Raw genomic sequence first — 21,995 nt, 5'->3', positions numbered from 1 at the left:
GTGCCCCAGCCCTGGCCCTGGACGCGCCCGGAGTGCTGGACGGGTGGCCGGCGGAGCGCCCGGCGGATGCGGACGCGGCCGGAACGGAGCGGCTGGCGTACGTCATCTACACGTCCGGCTCCACCGGCCGCCCCAAGGGCGCCATGAACGCCCACCGCGGGGTCGTGAACCGCATCGCGTGGATGCAGGACGCGTTCGGCCTCTCGCCGGACGACGCCGTGCTGCAGAAGACGCCGTTCAGCTTCGACGTCTCCGTCTGGGAATTCTTCTGGCCCCTGGCCGTGGGCGCGCGGCTGGTGATGGCCCCGCCCGGCGCGCACCGTGATCCCGTGGCGCTCAACGAGCTCATCCGGCGCGAGGGGATCACCCTCCTGCACTTCGTCCCGTCCATGCTGCGCGCGTGGCTGGACGGCGCGGATGCGTCCGCCTGCACGTCGCTCCGCGCGGTGATGAGCAGCGGCGAGGCGCTCCCCGCGGACCTCGTCACGCGCTTCTTCGGGGCGCTCCCTTCAGGTCAGCTGCACAACCTGTATGGACCCACGGAGGCGGCGGTGGACGTGACCCACTGGCCGTGCACGCCGGAGGTGCGCGGCGGCGTGCCCATCGGCCGCCCCATCGCCAACACGCGGATGTACGTGCTGGACGCGCGCGGCGCGCCGGTGCCCGTGGGCATGCCGGGCGAGCTGTGGATCGCGGGGGTGCAGGTGGGGCGCGGCTACTGGCGGCGCCCGGGGCTCACGGCGGAGCGCTTCGTCCCCGATCCGTTCGCGCCGGAGCCGGGTGCGCGCATGTACCGCACGGGCGACCGCGCGCGCTGGCGGGCGGACGGCGCCCTGGAGTACCTGGGCCGCACGGATTTCCAGGTCAAGGTGCGCGGCTTTCGCGTGGAGCCGGGCGAGGTGGAGGCGGCGCTCGCCGCCCTTCCCGGCGTGCGGCAGGCCGTCGTGGACGCGCGCCCCGGCCCGGGCGGCGCGCGGCTGGTGGCGTGGATCGCGGCGGACGCGGACGCGCGGCCCTCTCCCGAGTCGCTGCGCGAGGGACTGCTGCGCTCCCTTCCGGACCCCATGGTGCCGTCCGTCTTTGTCCCCGTGGACGCGCTGCCCCTCACGCCCAGCGGCAAGGTGGACCGGCGCGCGCTGCCGGAGCCCGCGGGCGCGGCGGGGCCGGAGGGCGGATACGTCCCCCCGCGGTCCCCCACGGAGCAGCTGCTGGCGGACGCCTGGGCGGAGCTGCTGGGCGTGGAGCGCGTCGGCGCGACGTACGGGTTCTTCGCCCTGGGAGGGCACTCGCTGCTTGCCACGCGCCTCGTGTCGCGCATCCGCGACCTCTTCGGCGTGGAGCTGTCCTTGCGCGCGATCTTCGAGACGCCCGTCCTCCGCGACCTGGCCGCGCGCATCGTCCGCGCGGGGCAGGAGGGGGACGCTCCGTTCGCGCCGCCGCCGCTCACGCGCGTGGCGCCGGCGAACGATGCGCCCCTTTCGTTCGCGCAGGAGCGGCTGTGGTTCATCGACCGGATGGACCCTGGCAGCGCGCTGTACAACATGAGCCCCGCGCTGCGCCTGGGCGGACCGCTGGATCCCGCCGTGCTGGAGGCCGCCCTGCGGGAGGTCGTCCGCCGGCACGAGCCCCTGCGGACATCGTTCCCGCTCGTGGACGGCCACCCCGTGCAGCGCGTCGGCTCCGCGGACGATTTCCGGCTGGCCGTGGACGATCTGTCGGACCTGTCCCCGGAGGAGCGGGACGATGAGGCCGGGCGCATCGTGGCGGCGTGGGGGCGGATGCCGTTCGACCTGGAGCACGGGCCGCTGTTCCGCGCGCGGCTCCTTCGGATCGCGCCGGATGACCACGCGGTGCTGCTGGGGCTGCACCACGCCGTGAGCGACGGGTGGAGCAACGGCATCCTCTTCCGCGAGCTGTTCGCCCTGTACGAGGCGTTCGCCGCGGGCGAATCGTCGCCGCTGGAGCCGCTGCCCGTCCGCTACGCGGACTACGCCGCGTGGCAGCGGGGGTGGCTGGCCGGGGAGGAGCTGGACCGGCAGGTGGCGTACTGGCGCGGGGCCCTGGCCGGCGCCCCGGCCCTGCTGGCGCTGCCGGCGGACCGTCCCCGTCCCGCGGCCATGAGCCGGCGCGGCGCGCGGCACACGTTCGCCGTCGGGGCGGACGTGGCCGGTTCGGTGCGGGCGCTGGCCCGGCGGGAGGGCGCCACGCTCTTCATGGCGCTCTTGGCCGCGTGGGACGTGGTCCTGTCGCGCGCTTCCGGCCAGGCGGACGTCGTCGTGGGCACGCCCGTGGCCGGCCGCACGCGGCGCGAGACGGAGGGGCTGATCGGCCTCTTCGTCAACACGCTGGCCCTGCGGACGGACCTGTCCGGTGACCCGCCGTTCCTGGCGCTGCTGGAGCGCGTCCGTTCGGCCACGCTGGGGGCGTTCGCGCACCAGGACCTGCCGTTCGAAAAGCTCGTGGAGGAGCTCAAGCCCGAGCGCAGCCTGGCGTACACGCCGGTCTTCCAGGCGCTGTTCAACCTGCAGAACACGGGCGAAGGGCCCGGCCAGGCGCCCGGCGCGCTGTCGCTGGCGCCCGTGGCGGGACGAGGCGCGCCGGACGCCAAGGTAGACGTCACGCTCACGGTGACGGAGCTCCCGGACGGCTCGCTGCACGCCGCCCTGGGCTACGCGGCCGACCTCTTCGACGCGGCCACGATAGAGCGGATGGCGGCGCAGTGGACGCGCGTGCTGGTGGCCGTTTCGGCGCGGCCGGAGGTGCCCGTATCGGAGATCGACCTGCTGTCGGACGAGGAGCGCGCGGCGCTGGCGGAGTGGAACCGCACCGATCGGGACTTCTCCGCGCGGACGGCGCTGGACCTGTTTGACGGATGGGTGGCGCGCACGCCGGACGCGCCCGCGCTGGCCTTCGAGGGCGAGCGGCTGACGTTCGCGGAGCTGGACGCGCGGACGCGGCGGATGGCGCGGGCGCTGGTGGCGCGCGGCATCCGCCCGGAGGCGCGCGTGGGGCTGGCCGTGGAGCGCTCGGCGGAGATGATCGTGGCGCTGCTGGGCATCCTGCGCGCGGGCGCGGCGTACGTGCCGCTGGACCCCGCGTTCCCGCCCGCGCGCATGGCCGACATGCTGGCGGACGCCGACGCGTCGCTCGTCCTGGCGCAGGACGCGCTGCTTCCCCTGCTCGAAGGGAGCGGTGCGGAGGTGATGCGGATCGGCGACGCCGAGCCGAATGCGCCGGCGTCGGTCGCGCTGCCGGAGATCCGGCCGGAGTGGCTGGCGTACGTCATCTACACCTCGGGGTCCACGGGCCGGCCCAAGGGCGTGGCCGTGGAGCACCGGCAGCTCGCGCACTACGTGCAGGCCGTGGCGGAGCGGCTGGCGCTGCCGGAGCGCGCCTCGTACGCCACGGTGAGCACCATCGCGGCGGACCTGGGGCACACCTCCGTCTTCGGCGCGCTCTGCGGCGGCGGGTGTCTCCACGTGATCGGCGGGGAGCGCATCGGGGATGGACGCGCGTTCGCGTCGTACCTCGCGGACAACGACGTGGACGTGCTCAAGATCACGCCCTCGCACCTGGCTGCGCTGATGGGGGGCGGCGACCCGGCCGCCGTCCTGCCGCGCCGCTGCCTGGTGCTGGGCGGCGAGGCGCTGCGTGCCGCGTGGGTAGACGAGGGCCGGGCCCTCGCGCCGGGGCTGCGCGTCGTCAATCACTACGGCCCCACGGAGACAACCGTGGGCGCGCTGGCGTACGTGGCGGATTTGGAGCTGCCGGACACGTCGGGCGGCACTGTCCCCCTCGGCCGGCCCCTGGCGAATGCCCGCGCCTACGTGCTGGATCTCGCTCTCCGGCCCGTTGCGGTCGGCGTTCCGGGCGAGCTGTGCATCGGGGGACGCGGGGTGGCGCGGGGGTACCTGGGCCGCCCCGCGCTCACGGCGGAGCGCTTTGTCCCCGATCCGTTCGCGACGGAGCCGGGCGCGCGCATGTACCGCACGGGAGACCGGGCGCGCTGGCTGACGGGCGGGGACGTGGAGTTCCTGGGCCGCATCGACCAGCAGGTCAAGGTGCGCGGGTTCCGGGTGGAGCCGGGCGAGGTGGAGTCCGTCCTCCGCGCCCATCCCGCCGTCCGTGACGCGGCCGTCGTGGCCCGTCCCGATCCCATGGGGACGCTGTTGCTCGTGGCGTACGTCGTCGGTGCGGAAGGAGCGGCGGTGGACGTGGAGGGGCTGCATCGCCACTGCGCGGCGCACCTGCCCGCGTACATGGTGCCGGCCGTGTTCGTCCCCATCGACGCGCTGCCGCTCACGCCCAACGGCAAGCTGGACCGCGCCGCGCTCCCCGCACCGGAGGGGCCGGCCGGCGACGGCTTCGTCGTCCCGCGCGACGTGACGGAGCTGGAGGTGGCGCGCATCTGGTCGGAGGCGCTGGGCGTGCCGCGCGTGGGCGCCACCGACGACTTCTTCCGCCTGGGCGGCCACTCGCTCCTGGCCGTGCGGATGCTGCCGCACATCCGGGAGCGCTTTGGCCGCGACCTGCCCCTGTCCGCGCTTTTCCAGCACTCCACCGTCACTGCCTTTGCCGACGCCCTGCGCCGCGAGGGTGCGGACGCGGACGACGGGCGCCTGCTGGTGACGCTCAACGCCGGGGACGGCACGCGTCCGCCGCTCTTCTTCTTTCCGCCCGCGGGCGGCACCGTGATGCCGTACGTGGACCTGGCGCGCCTGTTGGGACCGGACCAGCCGTTCCTCGCCCTGCAGGCACCTGGCGTGAACGGAGCGGAAGCACCGCTGTGGACCGTGGCGGAGATGGTGGAGCGGTACCTGGAGGAGATCCGGCGCGCGCAGCCGCACGGGCCGTACTGGCTGGGCGGATGGTCGGCCGGCGGATTGACGGCGTTCGAGGCCGCCCGCCGCCTGCGCGCGGAGGGTGAGTCAGTGGCGCTCGTGGCCGTCCTCGACGCGCCCGCGCCCGACGCGCAGCGCGACATGAGCGCGCCGGACCAGGTGGCCCTCTACCGCCGCTTCGCCGGCAGCACCGTCACGGGCGACGAGGCGCTGCTGGACGCGCTGGCGGACGAGCTGCGGCCGCTGGCGCCACAGGAGCGGCTGCCGGCGCTGTCGCGGTGGATCGCGCGGCACGGCGGGCACGTGATGGACACGGAGCTGGCGCGCGTGGCGCGGGTGATGGCCGTGTACGAGGCCACGGCCCGCGCCGTTCGGGACTACCTGGACCCGCCGCCGCTGGACGCGCCCGTCGTTCTCTTCGTGGCGTCGGAGGGTCGCGCGGAGGACGGGGTCGGCCCGGACGCGCTGCCTCCCCGCTGGCGGCCGTTCGTGGCGGGCGAGCTCGAGGTCCGCGTCGTCCCTGGCGTGCACGCACAGCTCGTCCACGAGCCCGCCGCCGTCACCCTCGCGGCCGCCCTGCGCGATGTCATGGAGGACATCCGAGGCTGACCCCATCTGCGCGCTGCGCGAAATGGCCAGCAGGGCATCGTCCCCTGCTGGCCGTTTTGCATCGATGCCGTCCCGGCACTACGGGAGCGGATACACCCGGACGACGTGCGACTGGTCCACCTCCACCACCGTATTGATCATGTCCAGCGGCGGATCTATGGACTGAATGGCACGGAGCGCTGTTTCGAACGCGGAAATCTGCTCGGCTCGCGCCACGTTAGGGATCACCACCGCGCCCGGGTGGATCTCCTCGCGCCGCAGCATGGGTTCGAAGTCCTTCCAGTTGTTCGTGACGATCGTCAGGTCTTCGTCCCGGATGAACGAGAGCAGCGCCTGGTCCGTCCGGCTTTTCCAATCACGGTACTGCACGTGGTGAGCGACGTAGCCAAAGCGATTCGCTACCTCCACGAGTTTGGGGGTCAGGCACTCATCGACCAGGAACTGGATCACGAACGCCGCCCATCCGCCTACGCACGCGGCTCATCAGGGTGAATGACGTGCGTGGGGGCCTGGGTGCGCCAGGGCGCCTGCCGGGGCCGTCCGCGCCGGGGATACAGCTCCGCGTACCGCGTCGCGATCTCCAGCGATCCGGGAGCGAGCGCGGGATAATCCTCCAGGATCTCCTCCGCGGGAATTCCATCCCGCACGAAGCTGGCGATCATCTGCACGGGGATACGCGTGCCGCGAAACACCGGCTCGCCGCCCCGAACCTCCGGGTTTTCCTCCACGTGGCCCTTGATGCGCGACAGCTCGTCCAGCCGGGTGCGGATCTCCGCCACGGAGCCCGTGATGTCGAGCTTTACGCCGTTCGCCATCTCGATGGTGGGCGGAACGGAATCCAGGTCCGCGTTGAAGCGGACCAGCTTCTTGTAGACTACGCGCCGGCTGCTGGTGGAGAGGACGTCCTGCACGTGCAGGTAGATGAGCTCCGCCACGCCGACCGTGCGGCCGGAGGCGTCGGTCTCGAAGCGCATCTCGTGCGTGCGGATCTCGCCCCGGTCAATGGCCTGGTTGACCGCGTGGCGCGATACGCCGGACACGAACGCCGCCTCGTTTACCGTGGCGATGATCCTGTCTGCCAGGCCCCGGCCGCCCATGTGCCGCCTCGAAAGCATAAATCCTCCTCGTCTGAGGAGGAATTTATTCATGGTCTGATCCGGGCACAAGTGACCCCGTCGGCACGGTCGCGCGGTGCCCGTGGATCGCACGGAGGGCGCGCGGGTACATGGCCGCGCACGTTTCGCCGCGCATCTCCCCGGTCTTCCATCCCGCGCGGCGCCGGGCAGGCCCACCTCCACCTCCGGGTGCTTTCATGCGGCGCATCATCCTTCTCGCGGCCCTCCTCGCGGCCGCGTACGTTCCCCAGGCGGCACGGGCACAGTTCGCGCGCGGCGGCTACCTCATGGCGGGGCAGGGGGCCGGCGGAAACGGGCTCGTCGACGCGCGGTTCGCCGTCGACATGGCGTACACGATCGAGGCCGGCGGGCACGACGGCCCGTACGTGGGCGGCCGCGGCACCCTCGGCATCCACTGGCTGCGCGCGGACCAGGAGGCGTTCCGCGCGCGCTACGGCGGCGAGGCGGAGGGCGGCGGCGGCACGCTGTACGACACCGGCGGGGACGTGGAGGTGGGCTACGGCGTGGGCGTGCTGCGCGTCTACGGCTTCACGGGGATCCACTACTACCAGCAGTTCCAGGACCCCGCCACGGTGCGCGGCGGCGGCGAGGAGGTGGAGGTCACCACCCGCCGGCGCGAGACGATCGCCAACGGCAGTGGCGCCGGCGTCTACCTGCGGCTGGCGGACACGGGCGGCTTCGTGGGCGAGTGGTACCGTGGCGGCGGGCAAGACGGCGTGATGCGCCTGTCCGGCACGCGCTTCGGCCTGCGCTGGGCGTGGTAGCGCACGTCGACTCAACGTTCATCGGCGACCGGATCATGAACGACGGCGTGATCTTTCTGCTCGACGGGGCCAACCAGCTGGTGGAGATGCGCGAGGCCCCGTACGCGGACGAGCCCATGCTCCAGAAGCTGCTGGCCGACCATCCGCACCTCATGGCGTGCGAAGGGATCGGAGACGGGGCGCCGCGGCGCTGGCTGCTGGTCGCCCGCGAGATGCCCGTCTCCATCGACGACGACGCCGGCTCCACCTACGGCTACCTGGACCACCTGTTCCTGGACCAGGATGCCGTGCCCACGCTGGTGGAGGTCAAGCGCAGCTCCGACACGCGCATCCGCCGCGAGGTCGTGGGGCAGATGATGGACTACGCGGCCAACGCGGAGCGATACTGGCCCGTGGAGCGGATGCGCGAGCACTTCGAGCGGCGGTTCCGCGACGAGCCCGGCGCCGCCGAGCGCGCGCTGGCCGCGTTCCTGGGCGATGCCGATCCGGAAGCGTTCTGGAAGCAGGCCAAGACCAACCTGATCGCGGGCAAGGTCCGCCTGGTGTTCGTTGCCGACGTTATCCCCGCGTCGCTCCGGCGCATCATCGAGTTCCTCAACGGGCAGATGGATCCCGCGGAGGTGCTGGGCGTGGAGGTCCGGCAGTACGTGGGCCCGGGCATCAAGACGCTCGTGCCGCGAATGGTGGGGCAGACGGCCGCGGCGGAGTCGCGAAAGGGCGTCCGCCCGCAGGGGGAACCCTGGACGGAGCCCCGCTTTCGGGACGCCCTGCGCCAGCGGGCCGGCGACGAGACGCTCGCCCTGGCCGACCGCATCCTGGCGTGGGCGCGCGTGACCATGCCCACGCTGTGGTTCGGGCGCGGCACCACGGCGGGCTCCATCATTCCGCAGGTGCACGTGGCCGGGCGCCGGGTCTTTTGCTTCGCCTTGTGGACCGGCGGAACGATCGAGCTCCAGCCGCAGCACATGAAGTACATGCCCGGCTTCGAGCCGGACGAGCGCCGTCGCGAGTTCCTGGAGCGCATCAACGCCATTCCGGGCGTGGACGTGCCGGCCGATGCCATCCAGCGCCGCCCGTCCTTTCCCCTGGCGCACCTCCGGAGCGACGAGGCCATGCAGGCGTTCTTCGGGGTGATGGAATGGGCCATCTCCGTCTCCCGTGCGGCCGCGTCCGCCTCGTCGCCGGTGATCACGGGCGACGCGCCGAACGCGGACCTCGCGCCCTTCGTGGACGCGTGATGGAGATCCTGAGGACCCCGGACGAGCGGTTCGCCAATCTGCCGGAGTGGCCGTTCACACCGCGGTACGCGGAGGTGGACGGGCTGCGCATCGCCTGCGTGGACGAGGGCCCGCGCGACGCCCCGCCCGTGGTGATGCTGCACGGCGAACCGTCGTGGTCGTACCTGTATCGAAAGATGATCCCCGTCTTTACGGCCGCGGGCTTTCGCGCCGTGGCGGCGGACCTGCCGGGGTTCGGGCGCAGCGACAAGCCGGCGGATGCCTGGGTGTTCAGCTACGCGCGGCTGGTGGAGTGGATGACGGGCTGGCTGATGGCGATGGACCTGCGCGACGTGACGCTCGTCTGCCAGGACTGGGGCGCGCTCATCGGGCTGCGGATCGCGGCGGAGCACCCGGACCGCTTCGCGCGCCTCGCCGTCGCCAACGGAGCGCTGCCCACGGGCGACATGCGCACCCCGTGGGCGTTCCGCGTCTGGCAGGCGTTCGCGCGCTGGACGCCGGTGTTCCCCGTGGGTAGGATCATCCGCACGGGCACGCGGACCCCGCTCGCGCCGGAGGTCGTGGCCGCGTACGAAGCGCCGTTCCCGTCCGAGCGGTTCAAGACCGGCCCGCGCGCGCTGCCGCCGCTGGTTCCCACGCGCCGCGACGACCCCGCGCGCGAGGCCAACCTGCGCGCCTGGGCCGCGCTGGAGCGGTGGGACAAGCCGTTCCTCACCGCGTTCAGCGACGGGGACGCCATTACGCGCGGGCTGGAGCGCGGCTTTCAGCGTCGCGTGCCGGGCGCGGCCGGCCAGCCGCACACCACCATCCGCGGCGCCGGCCACTTTCTGCAGGAAGACCGTGGAGAGGAGCTGGCCCGCGTCGTCGTGGACTGGATGCGCGGCCTGGGCGTCGCGCCGGGTTCGGACGTGGCCGATTCGGCGCGATAGGCATCTGCCGCGTGATGTGGACGCCGGCCGCTGTGTCGAAGGGGATGACGCGCGCGCCGGTGCAGTGACGAATCAAACGAGACCAGACGTACAGGGAGGATGGGATGGGCGAGGCGGGGGAGACGATCTCGTGGGCGGATTTCGAGAAGGTGCACATGCGGGTGGGGCGGGTGGAGCGCGCGGAGGCGTTTCCCGAGGCGCGCAAGCCGGCCATCAAGCTGTGGATCGACTTCGGGCCGGAGCTGGGGATCAAAAAGAGCAGCGCGCAGCTCACGGTGCACTACACGCCGGAGTCGCTCGTCGGCCGGCGGGTGATTGCGGTCACTAACTTTCCCCCGCGGCAGATCGGCCCCGTGATGTCGGAGGTGCTGGTGCTGGGCGTCCCGGACGAGAACGGCGCCGTCGTCCTCCTGGCCCCCGACCAGGACGTCCCCCTCGGCGGGCGCGTGTTCTGAGGCGGAATCAGACAGAGGCGGAAGCTGACAGAGGGGGGCGCCGGCTCTGCGCCAAGCGGTTGAAACCGTCGCTGGAACATCACGAAGTCCGCCTGCGCGGACTGCCCCAGTTGATCGCCGCCGGAGTACACCGCGGCCACCTCCAGGCCGAACGGCGGACGAAGGCGTCGGTACCGCGCCTCGTCGAGAGATCCGTCTCACCGGCACGGGGGCCGCGTGCAGTCCACGAAGGTGGATTTCGTGCATCTCCAGCGGCGAATTCATTCGCTCCGGCGCGAGGACCGCCGATCTGCCCGATCTTTCGTCCGGGAGTGTCTCCGATCCGCGTATCTCAACTTCCCCGCCGCACCGACTCGCCGGCTCCGCCCATCCGATCCCATCCGCTCACCGCGCATCCCCTCCCGATCGCGCATCCTCCATCGAATCCCATCCGCTCACCCGCGGCACGATCCCGTTGTCGCGCGGCGGGGGCGCGCGTTAGGTTGCGCGGTCTGATCCGCCGTCCGCCGGGAAACCCACACCCGAGCCGTCCGTGAAGACCATCGTTCCCACCCTCGCCCTGCTGCTCGCCGCCACGGCCGCCGGGCCGGCGCGCGCGCAGACCGGCGCGCCCGCCCCCACGGTGCGCCTGGACTTCGTGGAAGACACGCTGCCCAACGGCCTGCGCGTCATCTACCACGTGGACCGCTCCGCGCCCGTGGCCGCCACCGTGCTGTGGTACGACGTGGCCTCCAAGCACGAGGCCCCCGGCCGCACCGGGTTCGCCCACCTGTTCGAGCACCTCATGCTCTTCACCGGCTCGCGCAACGCGCCGGAGGGGCGGCACTTTGGCCTGCTGGAGGCCGTGGGCTCGCGCACGGGCACCGACATCAACGGCACCACCAGCTGGGACCGCACCAACTACTTTCAGCAGGTGCCGTCGCACGCGCTGGAGCTGGCCCTGTGGCTGGAGGCCGACCGCATGGCCACGCTGGACGAGGCGCTCAACGAGACCAAGCTCGCCAACCAGCGCGAGGTGGTGAAGAACGAGCGCCGCCAGTCCAACGACAACCAGCCGTACGGCCGCTGGGTCGAGGCCATGCTCAGCCACCTGTACCCGGCCGACCACCCGTACCAGCACACCGTGATCGGTTCCATGCAGGACCTGGAGGCCGCCACGCTGGAAGACGTGCGCACCTTCTTTCGCACGTACTACGTGCCCAACAACGCCGTCCTGGCCATCGCCGGCGACATCGACGTCCCGCAGGCGCGGGCCATGGTGCAGCGCTACTTCGGCGGCATCCCCCGCGGGGCGGAGCCGCCGCCCGTGCGCCGGGTGCCGCTGCCGCCCACGCTGGGCGCCTCGCCCCGCGAGGTGATCGAGGACCGCAACGCGCCCGCGCCGGCCGTCTACATCGGCTTTCGCGTGCCCGGCGGCCGCGACGAGCGCGCGCCGGTGGTGAGCATGCTGGCGGAGATGATCGGCAACGGCCGCTCATCGCCCCTGTACCAGTCCCTGGTGCGCGAGCGGCAGGTGGCAACGAGCGTGTTTTCGTTCAACTTCGGGCTCGTGGAAGACGCCGACATGCTCGTCGTGGGCGCCGTGGGCCAGCCGGGCTCCAGCGCCGACTCGCTCGAGGCGGCGCTGCTGGGCGAGCTGGGCGGCATCCTCCCCCGGCTGGACGCGGGGCAGCTGGCCCGCGCGCAGGCGTCCGAGGGCTACAACCTCGTTAACAACCTGCAGCAGATGGGCGGGTTCGGCGGGCGGGGCGACGCCCTGGCCGAGAGCGCCGTGCTGTACGGCGACGCGGGGTGGATCAACCGCCGCCTGCCGTCCATCGCCGCCGTCACGGTGGACGACGTGCGCGCCCTGGCGAGCCGGTTCCTGGTCAACGACAACCGCGCGATCCTGGTGTTCGTGCCCGCCCGGCAGGAGGCCGCCCAATGAACCGCACGCTTCTCACCCTGGCCGCGGCCGCGCTGCTGCCCGCCGCCGCCTCCGCGCAGCGCGACGTGCGGATCGTGGCGCAGCAGCCCGCGCTGGGCACGCCCAATCCCTACCGCCTGCCGCCCGTGGAGGACTTCCGGCTGCAGAACGGGATGCGGGTCGTCGTCGTCCGCCAGGCGTCCATGCCCCTGGTGACGGCCCGGCTGATCGTGGACGCCGGCGCCGAGCACGAGCCCGCCGCGCAGAACGGCCTGGCCGTGCTCACGGCCAGCCTGCTGCCGGAGGGCACCGCCCAGGTTTCCGGCCCCGAGCTGGCGGAGCGGATGGAGCGGATGGGCGCGCAGTTCCAGACGGGCGCCGGGCAGAACCTGGCCTTCGTCTCCGTCACGGCCCTCAAGCCCGTCTTTGCCGAGGCGCTGGGCCTGGCGGCCGATGCCGTGACGTCGCCCGCCGTTCCCGAGGGCGACTTCGAGCGGGTGCGGCAGCAGGCCATCACCAGCTACGTCTCCAACCAGGCCACGGCCGAGGGATTGGGGACGGAGACCTTCTGGCGCGCCGTCTTTGCCCCCGAGGCGCCGTATGCTCGTCCGGCGAGCGGCACGGCGGCCACGCTGGGCGCCCTCACGCGCGACGACGTGCTGGGGTGGCACCGGCGGATGTACGTCCCTGGCAACGCCACCCTCCTGCTGGTGGGCGACGTCACGGCCGACGAGGCGCGGCGGCTGGCGCAGGACGCGTTCGGCGGATGGAGCGGCGCCGCGCCCCGGTTGGCGCGCACGGCCAACGCCGCGCGCCCCGTACAGCGTACGCGCGTGGTGCTGGTGGACCGGCCGGGCTCCGTGCAGTCCGCCATCCGCATCGGCATGGCGGCGGCGGGCGCGGAGGACCCGGACGTGGTACGGCTGCAGGTGCTCACGCAGGTGCTGGGCGGCGCGTTCAACGCGCGTATCAACCAGAATCTGCGCGAGCGGCACGGCTGGACGTACGGCGCGTTCGCCAACTTCAACCCCCTTCGGGGCGCGGGCACGCTGCTCATCAGCTCGTCCGTGCGGACCAACGCGACGGACTCGGCCGTGGCGGAGTCCGTGCGCGAGTTTGGCCGGCTGGTGGATGAGGCCGTCCCCGGCGAGGAGCTCACGAGCGCCACGGGCAACCTGGTGGGCAGCTTTCCCACGAGCGTGCAGACGGTGCAGGGCCTTGCCCAGCGGATGCAGAGCCTGCTCGTGTGGGGCCTGCCGCTGGACTACTACGGCACGTACCGCGAGCGCCTGAGTGCCGTGAGCGCGGCCGACGTGGGGACGGTGGGCCGCGCGCGCATCAATCCCGGCGCGCTGGTGATCGTCGTCGCGGGCGACCTGGCGCAGATCGAGGCGCCCCTCCGCGCGCTGAACCTGGGCGACGTGGAGGTCTGGAGCCCCGTCGGCGAGCGCCTTCGCTGATCCGCGCTCCGGATGACGGAAAACGGGCCGGTCGCCATCGCGGCGACCGGCCCGTTCCTTGTGCAATGCCGCCGGCGCGTCAGGGCCCGCTGCGGCAGACGCAGGTACCGTTCAGGCAGAAGCCGTAGTTGGCGCCCGCCTGGGTGACGCACCAGTAGTCGCACGTGCCTTCGCTGCACGAGCCGCCCGTACCGGGTCCCGTGGGGCCGGGCGACGCGAACGCCTGCCGCGCGCCAAAGCCCAGTGCCACCGCGACCGCCAGGGACAGCAAAAGCCGGATCGCCTTCTCTCGCATGACGCCTCCGTGTTGGGATGGATGGAGAGTGTGCTGCAGATGGTAGTGCCTGAAACGATCTGCGGCAATGAAAAATCTTCCTGCCTCGGGATGAAGAGCGGCGGAATCGGATTCCGGGGCATGCCGCCGCTGGATGAACTGCATTCTCACACGGGGCCTTCGGCCCAACGGGGTCAACGGTAACTGCTGTTGTCGGTGATCCGTTACCGTTAACTCCGTTGGCCGAAGGCCCCGTGTGAGAAATGTCGTTTGCGGGACTTGGACTTACGCGGAAGGCGGCGGCCTGTCGCAAACGGTCTCGTCGTCGGCCGCCGATGCATGCGCACTTCCGCTCTTTCAAGCATTGCCCTAGATTTGAGGGCATGGACATGCTTGGCGGCTTCATCGGATCCGCGGCGCGCGCACGGCTGCTCGCTCATTTCGTCGTCCACCCGGACCGGCGCGAGCACGGCCGTGCGCTCGAGCGTCACACGGGACTGGGCAAGCGCTCGCTGCAGGCGGAGCTTGGCCGGTTGGAGTCGATGGGCCTCGTTCGCCGGGAGTCGGACGGGCGGCGGATCGTGTACGTGCGTGATCCCGCGCATCCGCAGTGGCGCGCCATCGAGTCGCTCGTGGGCGCCTACGCGCCTGCCGAAGTGCTGCGCGACGTGCTCCGCGACGTCCCGGGCGTGGAGGCGGCGTTCATCTTCGGCTCGCGGGCCCGCGGGGATGCACGATCCGACAGCGACATCGACCTGCTCGTGTACGGCGATGCCATCCGCGACGGCGACTTCGGCGGCGCGTTGCTGGATGCGTCGCTCGTGCTCGCGCACCCCGTGGACGCCAAGCGATACGACCGGACGAGCTTTCTTCGCGATGCCCAGCCGGGCGTGAGCTTTCTTCCGCAGGCGCTCGCCGGCCCCAAGCAGTGGCTGATCGGCTCGCCGGAAGCGCTCCCCACGTCCGACGGGAGGATCAGCGCGTGAGCGATCGTATCCAGAATCTGGTTGACCTCGGCAAGCTGGCGCGTGAACCCGCGGGTGACGACGAGATTGTCGGCTTGTGGTCGAACGCGCTGCAGGCGTTCGCCGACGCGCTGGTCTCGGGATTGAGCGCCAGCGGGCGGCTGGTGCGGGCGTACGATGCGGGCCGGATCGCCGCGATGGCGGTCGTGCGTTCACGCGACCTGCGTGTCCGCGCGGCCAATCACCACGAGATGACGCTCGCCGTTGCCCGGCTGATCGGGGGCCCTGAGCTGGGCCAGGCGGTGGCGGATCTCGATGGATTCCGCACGCGCCGCACCGAAGTCGAATACGGATGGCAGGTCGCGGTGTCCGCGGAAGATGCGGAACGCGCGACCGAAGTCGCCCGGCGTGTTCTGCGGCACGGAGCGATCGATCTACGCGAGCATCGGACAACGCTTGTCAATCGCATTGAGCCGCCGGGGTGAGCTCGGCCGATCCGGTCCCCAAGAAACTGAAAGCGTAGTCGCGGGGCTTTCGCTTTCATACGGCGCTTCAGCCGCTCAGGCCGGATGCCGACCGTCTCGCTCGTCCGGCCGGACCGGCGTCTCGTCCACCGGCGGCGGCCTGTCGCGAACGGTCTCGTCGTCGGCCGGCTGGGGCGGCGTCTCATCCACGGGCGGCGGAGCGTAGCGCTGCGTCGGCTGCTCGTCCGTGGCGGGAGCGGGCTCCACGCGAAGGGACAGGGGCTCGGTATCCACCGAATCCGATGCCGTTGCCGTGGCCGAAGCCGGCTCCTCTCCCAGCGCGGCCTGCTCGACCGCGGCCGGCTCCGGCTCGCGCGGGTGCTCGGCGTCGGACTGCGGCGTGGGCACGGTGGACGACGTGACGGGCTGCGGCGGGCCCACGTCCGGCGGGTTGGCCGGGCCGAACGCCAGGTCGCGGATGAGCACCGTGAGCGGCACCGCCAGGATCGCCCCCGTGGCGCCCAGCACCCACGCCCAGAAGATTACGGAGAGAAAGCTCAGCAGCGCCGAGATCTTCATCTCCCGCCCCACGAAGCGCGGTCCGATGACGTTGTCCAGCACGTTGTTGACGAGCTGGTAGCCCACGAAGACCACCAGCGCCTCCTTCCATCCGCCCTCCAGCAGCGCCAGCAGCATGGGCGGGATGAGGGCCAGCGTAAAGCCGATGTTGGGAACAAAGCTCAGCAGGAACGACAGCACGGCCCACAGCAGCGCGTAGTCCACGCCAAGGATGGCCAGCAGCACATAGTTCAGCACGGCCGCGATCAGGCCCAGCAGCGCCCGCACGCCCATGTAGCCGCGGATGGTGTCGCTGAACGCCAGGAAGCGCGCCGCCAGCGGGCTGTACTGCCGCGAGCGCTTGCTGGCGCGCCGCTCCAGCTCCCACATGCCGCCCAGCATGAACGCGAAGATGAAGAGCGTGAGCACCAGGTTGCTCAGCGCGCCCGCCATGGCGCCCGACGTGCTCAGCACCCACTGGCCCACCTGCGGCCCCTGCGCCGCCCGCTGCAGGTAGTCGAACGCGTCGATCCCGTGCCCCGCCAGCCACCGCGTGAGCGACGTCACCACCCCGTTCAGCTGCTCGCGGTACCCGGGGAGCTCCTGCGCCACCTGCCGCAGCGACACGGCCACGAACGCCACCATCAGCAGACCGCTCAGCACCACGGCCACGACCACCGCCGTCACCGCCAGCCCGCCCGCCACGCCCCACTTGCGCAGCCGCGCCGTCAGGGGCTGCAGCAGCAGGGCCAAAAAGCCCGCCATCAGCATGGGGTTCAGGATGCCGGACGCGGTGCGCAGCCCGGAGACGATCAGCACCACGCACGCCCCGCCGATGAGCCAGGGCAGGGGACCGCGCTTCATCAACCGGTCGGAGGGCGGGGCGGCTGCTTGCATTCGGATGCGATGGATGTGGGGGGATGACGAGCGACGGCATGGGCGCGCACGATCGGCGCGCCCGCGGCCGGTGCAAAAGGATTGTGCAGGGTGGATGCCGCCCGGGGCGCAGCGCTCAGCGCCCGCCGCGCGTGATCCCCTCGCCCATGCGGTGGTACGGCGGCAGCGAGACGGGCAGGCGGCCGCGGATGGGGATGGTCCCCAGCAGGGCGCGCGCGGCGGCGGACTCGCTCACGGCGGCGTTGCTCCACGCCAGGAGGTACGCGGGGACGGAGGGAAAGGATTCCAGCAGGTACGGGCTCCCCAGCGACACGGCGACCACCGGCCGTCCCGCGGACGCCAGCCCCTCCACGAACGGCCCGAACCCGCCGCGGATCCCCAGCTCGCGGTACTGGAACGGCGCGATCACCACGCTGGCGACGACGACGTCCGCCGCGGCCGCGCGCTCGCGCAGGGACGCGAACGTGGACGCGGGCGTGGACGGGCCCACGCGCACGTGGTCCACGTTCAGCCCGCCGGCCGCCAGCTCGCGGTTCAGCACGTCGCCCGCGGAGGCGCGCCCCGCCTCCGTGTAGGTCACGTGCAGCACGCGCGCGCCCGGCCGCAGCGGCACCAGGTTCCGCCCGTCGCGGGCGAGGGTGATGGAGGCCTCCGCCACCCGGCGCGCCACGGCACGGTGCGCGTCCGTCCCGACCTGCCCTTCGACGGCGCCGGCGTCCACGCGCGCCATGCGGTGCAGGCCGGCGGCGGCCTTGGCCAGCAGCACGCGCCGCGCGGCCTCCTCGATGCGCGACGCGGGAATGCGGCCCGACTCCACCGCCGCCACCACGTCGTCGATCACCGTCGGGTGCCCGGGCGGCTGCAGCAGCACGTCCGCGCCGGCCAGCAGGGCGCGGATGGATGCCTCGCTCACCGAGTAGCTGCGCGTCACCCCGCCCATGTTCAGCGCGTCCGTAAAGACGAGCCCCTCGAACCCGATCCGCTCCCGCAGCTCCCGGCCCACCATCCGCGGGGAGAGCGAGGCCGGCGGGGCGTCGGGCCCCTCCAATCCGACCGCGGCGATGTGCCCCACGAGAATGCCGTCGATCCCCGCGCGCACGGCCCGGGCGAACGGCGCCATCTCCACGTCGTGCAGCCGCGCGGAGTCCGCGCCCGTCTGCGCCAGGCCCACGTGCGAGTCCACGCGCGTGTCGCCGTGCCCGGGAAAGTGCTTGCCCACGGCCAGCAGCCCGCCGGCCCGCGCGCCGTGCATCCACGCCGTCCCCATGGCCCCCACCTGCTCCGGCGACTCGCCGAACGACCGCACGTTGATGATGGGGTTCGCCGGGTTGGAGTTCACGTCGAACAGCGGGCCCAGCGTCATGTGGATGCCCACGGCGCGCGCCTCCTCGGCCGTGGCGCGGCCGGCCTGCCACGCCAGCGCCGTGTCTCCCGCCGCGCTGAACGCCATGGACGGCGGCATCATCGTCCCGCCGGGCGAAAGCCGCATCCCCGGCCCCGTCTCCAGGTCCGAGACGATGAGCAGCGGCACCCCCGCGCGCATCTGCGCCGCGTTCAGCTTGGCGGCCAGCGCGGCCGGCGTGCCCGTGGAGACGATGAGCCCGCCCACCTGGTCGCGCGACACCCAGGCGAGCATCCGCTCCCGCTCCGACGGATTGGCGGCCAGCGACTGCCCGCTGATCCACGGAAACACGAGCTGCGCCACGCGCTGCCGCAGCGAGAGCCCCGCCAGCGTCTGCTCCGCCCACGCGCGGCCGGCGCTGTCCGTCCGCAGCGGCGGGATGCGCGGCGGCTCGGGCGCGGCGGCCCGGGCGGCGGGCGTGGAGTCCTGCGCGGCCTCGGCGCGGGCGCGGTCGCCGGGGGCGCAGGCCGCCAGCATCAGCGCCAGCGTGGTGGCGGGACGAAGGACCAGGAACGAGATGGGCACCGGCAGTCGGTCAGGAGGTGTTTGCGATCGTGGACGCGATTCCTTCCTGCAAACCGGCTGCCGGGCACTGGGTCGGACATTCCGCGCCAGACGGCACACATGCAGATCTGCATTCGCGTCAAGTCGTTTCAGGCAATCAGGATCGCGGATGGAGTTGTCAGTTATTTCTGACATACCGCATGATGTCGCGAATATCTGACACCATCGCTCGTCAAGTCATTGCTGGTGAAGCTCTTTTGATCTTGGAGATGATGCGCCGCGCGTTCTCTGCCACGGTATCCGTCAGCTTGTCGAGAATCGGGTCGTCCAGGCCCTCTGCGCGGGCTTGGCTGCATGCATCCGCGAGCAGGTCCGGGACGGCCGCGGCCACGTCGGCCACGCGCTGCACGAGCGATCCGGCATCCAGCCCCACGGCTCCCGCGAACCGCTCCCAGTGGCGCCGCTCGATGGACAACAGCCGGTACTCGCCGCCGACGCGCATGGCCAGCTTGAGCTTGCGGACCTGCAGGTAATGATACGGCAACGCGCTCGCGATGTCGTACAGGGGCGCCAGCCGCGTCTGTCCGTGTCCGCCGATCAGCAGGGAGTAGTTCTTTGCGTGCGCGTCGGTTCCCCCGATGGCCCAGTTGAGCGCGAGGGCGTCCACGAACGTGGCCACGTCGGCGTCGGGATGGCTGCCGTGCTGCTCCAGCACCTGGATGACGCGGACGGCGCCGGGCCCACCCTCGGCCTCGTACTTGATGCGCGGCGATACGCCCAGCGCCTGGCAACAGTCCTCCTGGTGCACGCGGAGGATGGCGCCGCCGGCCGCCATCCGGTCGTAGCGCTCCACGACGATGGCCACCTGGTCCTCGAACCGGCATACCTCCGTGCGCGCGGCGGCAAGGCCCAGTGCGCGGGCCAGCCGCAGGCACACGTGCTCGTTCTCCGCGAACCCGGCGTAGTGCCCCACGGGCGGCTTGAGGATGTGCGTCGTGGGCGTGCGGCCGGAGGGCACGCCCCAGCGGTCGCCGTCGCGCAGCAGCGCCGTCTTGGGCTGCGCGCCCGCCAGGCTGAAGTAGCCCACGTCGCCCATCTCGCGCCAGGCGCCCTGGTTGCCGCGCAACGCGCGCAGCCGGCGCGCCACGTCCGCCTCCGCGAGCCACTCCACCTCGCCCGGGGCGGCGCGCAGCAGGGCGTCCACGCGCTCGGGCGGCGCGAACTGCACGGCGCCGGGGCAGTCCTCGCCCACGCGGCCCAGCAGCATGAACGGGTTGTTGGGCGATACGTGAAAGCGGCGTCCCCACTCGTGCAGGACGTCCAGGTTGTCGGGAAGGAGGCCTTCCAGGAACGGGCGGATGACCGTGTCGCCGTGGTCGGTAAGGGCCAGCGGCATGGAAAGGGAGAGGGGAAAGGCGTCCTCGCGCCTGCGCCACGACGGGGCGTACGAAAATCCGAGCTTGCCACGCGCGTCCTGCCGCACCCGGCCGATCTCCGTCCCGTGGACGACGGCGACGAGCTCGCCGACCATCAGTCCTGCTCCAGGCGCCGGAGCGGCGTGCGCTGGTGCGGCTCGCCGTCCTCGGGCTCGGGGTCACGCGTGCGCGACAGGACCTCGTCCAGGAACGCCGCCACGTCGTCGTAGCTCACGCTGCGGCGCGGGCCCCGGGGCTCGCCCGTGCGCCTGCCGGTGCGCCGGTCGCGGAGGTGCATGTCCAGCTTGAGGATGTCCAGCACCTGCATCACCTGTCCCAGGGCCGCGCCGGCGTTGCCCCGCTCCAGGTTCACGACCCACTGGCGCGAGACGCCCACGCGGTCGGCGAGCTGGGCCTGCGACATGCCCATCTCCAGCCGCCGGTCGCGAACGCGGAGCCCCAGCTCCAGGAGGGTCCTGATCCTCATCCCGTGCACCTCGCTTCAGGGCGTCGTTGCAAACTACGCCCGTGAGATCATCAAGAAGATACGCGGAGAACTGCCGCATACATGTCAGAAATATCTGACACGCATCGGAATGTCAGATATTCCTGACATCCTGTCAAGCCATCCTGCTGGCGCGAGGCGGTTTACGGCCGGGGGGAGGTGCGCGGCCGGCGTGAGTTCGTCCAGGAGGGCAGAGGGAGGATGGCGGAGCGCACACGGGCCTGCGTCTTACGGAAGGACCGGGGTTTACCCGTTACCGTTCCCTCCGTTGGCCGCAGGCCCCGTGTGAGTCCCTTCTTCTTGTCCGTCGCGAAGCGGATCAGCGCGTCTCCGTCCACCACTGGCGAAGGAGGTTGCCGGCCACGCGCAGGCGATACGCGGAGGTGGAGCGTACGTCGTCGATAGGATGGATCTCCTCCGCCAGCACGGCCCACGCCTCCTCGATGGACGCGCCGTCCGCCAGCGCCTGCTCCGTCCGCGGCACGCGCACCACCGTCGCCGCCACGCTGCCGAACGCGATGCGCGGGCGGGGCGCCCGCACGGCCATCATCACCACCTTGCTGATGGCCTGCGCCGCGCGCGTGCCCACCTTGCGGAACCACTGCGTCCCCTCGACGGGCGGCACCTCCACGGCCACGATGAGCTCGTCGGGGCGGATGACGGTGGCGCGGTAGCCCGTGTACAGCTCCGTGACGGGCACGCGCCGCTCGCCGCCCGCGCTGCGCAGCACGACGACGGCATCCGCCGCGGCAAGCACGGGGAGCGAGTCGCCCGCGGGCGAGCCGTTGGCCAGGTTGCCCGCGAGGGTGCCGCGGTTCTGGATCTGCACGCCGCCCACCTCGCGCGCGGCGGCCACCAGGGCCGGCAGCCAGTCGTTCACCTCGGGCGAGCGGATGGCGTCCGTGTACGTCGTCAGCGCGCCCAGGCGCAGGACGCCGTCGCGAACGCCGATCCCCCGCAGCTCGTCCAGCGCCCAAAGGTTGATGAACCGCCGGTCCGGCGTCGTGCCAAAGTGCAGGTTCACGAACACGTCCGTACACCCCGCCAGGGGCGTGAGCGGCCCCTCGTCGCGCAGCATCGCCAGGGCCTCGCCCAGCGTGCGCGGATCGCGCATCTCCAGCGCCGTGTGTGCCGTCTTCATGCGTTCTGGATGGCGCGGTAGATGGCCTCGTAGCCCGTGCAGCGGCACAGGTTGCCCGCCAGCCCCGTCCGCACGTCGTCGATGGACGGGGTGGGCCCCAGCGCGACGGCGGCCAGGATCATCCCCGGCGTGCAGATGCCGCACTGCGCCCCGCTGAACTCGGCGAAGGCGCGCTGGTACGGGTGGTCGCCGCCGAGTCCCTCGATCGTTACGACCTCCGCGCCCGCGGCCTGCGCGCAGGGGACGAGGCAGCTGACGACGGGCTGGCCGTCCACCAGCACCGTGCAGGCGCCGCACTCGCCCTCGCCGCAGCCTTCCTTGGCGCCCGTGAGCCCGCAGTCCTCGCGCAGCACGTCCAGCAGGCGCTTCATGGGGTGCGCGCCGACGTCCGTCGGGGCGCCGTTCAGGACGAAGCGCATGCAACCTCCATCAACGTCTCGGGAATGGCGGGGATCTGGCGCACATCCAGCCCCAGGTGTCGGATGGCGTTCACGACCGCCGGCGCGGGCCCGTCGATGGGCATCTCGCCCAC

General features: G+C 72.2%; 18 protein-coding genes. 9 read left to right on the top strand and 9 right to left on the bottom strand.

Annotated elements, in window-relative coordinates:
* Nucleotides 1-32: 32 nt before the first annotated feature.
* Nucleotides 33-5,450, top strand: a complete 5,418-nt coding sequence (locus tag VFZ20_RS14965) for a non-ribosomal peptide synthetase (RefSeq protein ID WP_329684709.1) — start codon at nucleotides 33-35, stop codon at nucleotides 5,448-5,450.
* A 78-nt stretch (nucleotides 5,451-5,528) separates the two neighbouring features.
* Here VFZ20_RS14965 and VFZ20_RS14960 read toward each other — a convergent pair whose 3' ends face one another.
* Together VFZ20_RS14960 and VFZ20_RS14955 are read right to left on the bottom strand one after the other, a co-directional pair.
* The gene (locus VFZ20_RS14960; RefSeq protein WP_329684708.1) at nucleotides 5,529-5,900 is read right to left on the bottom strand and encodes a DUF5615 family PIN-like protein; all 372 of its coding nucleotides are present in this window, start codon (nucleotides 5,898-5,900) and stop codon (nucleotides 5,529-5,531) included.
* Nucleotides 5,901-5,917: 17 nt separating this feature from the next.
* Complete coding sequence (locus tag VFZ20_RS14955) at nucleotides 5,918-6,565, bottom strand: DUF433 domain-containing protein (protein WP_329684707.1); 648 nt, start codon at nucleotides 6,563-6,565, stop codon at nucleotides 5,918-5,920.
* Nucleotides 6,566-6,762: 197 nt separating this feature from the next.
* Here VFZ20_RS14955 and VFZ20_RS14950 point away from each other — a divergent pair, with 197 nt between their 5' ends.
* From VFZ20_RS14950 to VFZ20_RS14925, 6 genes are all read left to right on the top strand, one after another.
* Nucleotides 6,763-7,350: a hypothetical protein gene (locus VFZ20_RS14950; RefSeq protein WP_329684706.1), complete on the top strand. Its 588-nt coding sequence runs from the start codon at nucleotides 6,763-6,765 to the stop codon at nucleotides 7,348-7,350.
* A gap of 35 nt (nucleotides 7,351-7,385) precedes the next feature.
* Complete coding sequence (locus VFZ20_RS14945) at nucleotides 7,386-8,588, top strand: hypothetical protein (protein ID WP_329684705.1); 1,203 nt, start codon at nucleotides 7,386-7,388, stop codon at nucleotides 8,586-8,588.
* On the top strand, nucleotides 8,588-9,517 hold the full coding sequence (locus tag VFZ20_RS14940) for a haloalkane dehalogenase (RefSeq protein ID WP_329684704.1): 930 nt from the start codon (nucleotides 8,588-8,590) through the stop codon (nucleotides 9,515-9,517). Before VFZ20_RS14945 ends, VFZ20_RS14940 begins: the two co-directional genes overlap by 1 nt.
* A gap of 104 nt (nucleotides 9,518-9,621) precedes the next feature.
* Nucleotides 9,622-9,972 carry a tRNA-binding protein gene (locus VFZ20_RS14935; RefSeq protein ID WP_329684703.1) on the top strand — a complete coding sequence of 117 codons (351 nt, stop codon included), beginning with the start codon at nucleotides 9,622-9,624 and terminating at the stop codon, nucleotides 9,970-9,972.
* Between the two features lie 532 nt (nucleotides 9,973-10,504).
* The gene (locus VFZ20_RS14930) at nucleotides 10,505-11,899 is read left to right on the top strand and encodes a pitrilysin family protein (protein ID WP_329684702.1); all 1,395 of its coding nucleotides are present in this window, start codon (nucleotides 10,505-10,507) and stop codon (nucleotides 11,897-11,899) included.
* Nucleotides 11,896-13,338: a pitrilysin family protein gene (locus VFZ20_RS14925; RefSeq protein WP_329684701.1), complete on the top strand. Its 1,443-nt coding sequence runs from the start codon at nucleotides 11,896-11,898 to the stop codon at nucleotides 13,336-13,338. The genes VFZ20_RS14930 and VFZ20_RS14925 overlap by 4 nt, the downstream gene beginning before the upstream one ends.
* Before the next feature lie 79 nt (nucleotides 13,339-13,417).
* Here the strand turns inward: VFZ20_RS14925 and VFZ20_RS14920 are convergent, their stop codons facing one another.
* Nucleotides 13,418-13,633: a hypothetical protein gene (locus VFZ20_RS14920; RefSeq protein WP_329684700.1), complete on the bottom strand. Its 216-nt coding sequence runs from the start codon at nucleotides 13,631-13,633 to the stop codon at nucleotides 13,418-13,420.
* A gap of 362 nt (nucleotides 13,634-13,995) precedes the next feature.
* Here VFZ20_RS14920 and VFZ20_RS14915 point away from each other — a divergent pair, with 362 nt between their 5' ends.
* Nucleotides 13,996-14,598 (top strand): nucleotidyltransferase domain-containing protein, encoded by a 603-nt coding sequence (locus VFZ20_RS14915; RefSeq protein ID WP_329684699.1) that lies wholly within the window; start codon nucleotides 13,996-13,998, stop codon nucleotides 14,596-14,598.
* Entirely contained in the window at nucleotides 14,595-15,062 is a 468-nt protein-coding gene (locus VFZ20_RS14910; protein ID WP_329684698.1) for a hypothetical protein, read from the top strand. Before VFZ20_RS14915 ends, VFZ20_RS14910 begins: the two co-directional genes overlap by 4 nt.
* A 75-nt stretch (nucleotides 15,063-15,137) precedes the next feature.
* Here the strand turns inward: VFZ20_RS14910 and VFZ20_RS14905 are convergent, their stop codons facing one another.
* The 6 genes from VFZ20_RS14905 to VFZ20_RS14880 form a co-directional block, all read right to left on the bottom strand.
* Nucleotides 15,138-16,463: an AI-2E family transporter gene (locus VFZ20_RS14905; protein WP_329684697.1), complete on the bottom strand. Its 1,326-nt coding sequence runs from the start codon at nucleotides 16,461-16,463 to the stop codon at nucleotides 15,138-15,140.
* Between the two features lie 148 nt (nucleotides 16,464-16,611).
* Nucleotides 16,612-18,423 (bottom strand): glycoside hydrolase family 3 protein, encoded by a 1,812-nt coding sequence (locus VFZ20_RS14900; RefSeq protein ID WP_329684696.1) that lies wholly within the window; start codon nucleotides 18,421-18,423, stop codon nucleotides 16,612-16,614.
* 211 nt (nucleotides 18,424-18,634) lie between these two features.
* Nucleotides 18,635-19,933, bottom strand: a complete 1,299-nt coding sequence (locus VFZ20_RS14895; protein WP_329684695.1) for a type II toxin-antitoxin system HipA family toxin — start codon at nucleotides 19,931-19,933, stop codon at nucleotides 18,635-18,637.
* Nucleotides 19,933-20,304 (bottom strand): helix-turn-helix domain-containing protein, encoded by a 372-nt coding sequence (locus VFZ20_RS14890; RefSeq protein ID WP_329684694.1) that lies wholly within the window; start codon nucleotides 20,302-20,304, stop codon nucleotides 19,933-19,935. Before VFZ20_RS14890 ends, VFZ20_RS14895 begins: the two co-directional genes overlap by 1 nt.
* A gap of 337 nt (nucleotides 20,305-20,641) precedes the next feature.
* Nucleotides 20,642-21,463 (bottom strand): FAD binding domain-containing protein, encoded by an 822-nt coding sequence (locus VFZ20_RS14885; RefSeq protein ID WP_329684693.1) that lies wholly within the window; start codon nucleotides 21,461-21,463, stop codon nucleotides 20,642-20,644.
* Nucleotides 21,460-21,882, bottom strand: coding sequence for a (2Fe-2S)-binding protein (locus VFZ20_RS14880; RefSeq protein ID WP_329684692.1), 423 nt, complete (start codon nucleotides 21,880-21,882; stop codon nucleotides 21,460-21,462). Before VFZ20_RS14880 ends, VFZ20_RS14885 begins: the two co-directional genes overlap by 4 nt.
* Between the last annotated feature and the right edge of the window lie 113 nt (nucleotides 21,883-21,995).

Source organism: Longimicrobium sp. (assembly GCF_036280135.1).
Classification (GTDB): domain Bacteria; phylum Gemmatimonadota; class Gemmatimonadetes; order Longimicrobiales; family Longimicrobiaceae; genus Longimicrobium.
This window is presented reverse-complemented; position numbering and strand designations above follow the sequence as displayed.

Bases quoted from the DNA above. Each gene is read 5' to 3' on its own strand.
- VFZ20_RS14935 (WP_329684703.1), top strand. From the start codon at position 9,622: ATGGGCGAGGCGGGGGAGACGATCTCGTGGGCGGATTTCGAGAAGGTG.
- VFZ20_RS14890 (WP_329684694.1), bottom strand. From the start codon at position 20,304: ATGAGGATCAGGACCCTCCTGGAGCTGGGGCTCCGCGTTCGCGACCGG.
- VFZ20_RS14925 (WP_329684701.1), top strand. From the start codon at position 11,896: ATGAACCGCACGCTTCTCACCCTGGCCGCGGCCGCGCTGCTGCCCGCC.
- VFZ20_RS14880 (WP_329684692.1), bottom strand. From the start codon at position 21,882: ATGCGCTTCGTCCTGAACGGCGCCCCGACGGACGTCGGCGCGCACCCC.
- VFZ20_RS14885 (WP_329684693.1), bottom strand. From the start codon at position 21,463: ATGAAGACGGCACACACGGCGCTGGAGATGCGCGATCCGCGCACGCTG.
- VFZ20_RS14955 (WP_329684707.1), bottom strand. From the start codon at position 6,565: ATGCTTTCGAGGCGGCACATGGGCGGCCGGGGCCTGGCAGACAGGATC.
- VFZ20_RS14950 (WP_329684706.1), top strand. From the start codon at position 6,763: ATGCGGCGCATCATCCTTCTCGCGGCCCTCCTCGCGGCCGCGTACGTT.
- VFZ20_RS14915 (WP_329684699.1), top strand. From the start codon at position 13,996: ATGGACATGCTTGGCGGCTTCATCGGATCCGCGGCGCGCGCACGGCTG.
- VFZ20_RS14920 (WP_329684700.1), bottom strand. From the start codon at position 13,633: ATGCGAGAGAAGGCGATCCGGCTTTTGCTGTCCCTGGCGGTCGCGGTG.
- VFZ20_RS14895 (WP_329684695.1), bottom strand. From the start codon at position 19,933: ATGGTCGGCGAGCTCGTCGCCGTCGTCCACGGGACGGAGATCGGCCGG.
- VFZ20_RS14940 (WP_329684704.1), top strand. From the start codon at position 8,588: ATGGAGATCCTGAGGACCCCGGACGAGCGGTTCGCCAATCTGCCGGAG.
- VFZ20_RS14905 (WP_329684697.1), bottom strand. From the start codon at position 16,463: ATGAAGCGCGGTCCCCTGCCCTGGCTCATCGGCGGGGCGTGCGTGGTG.
- VFZ20_RS14945 (WP_329684705.1), top strand. From the start codon at position 7,386: ATGAACGACGGCGTGATCTTTCTGCTCGACGGGGCCAACCAGCTGGTG.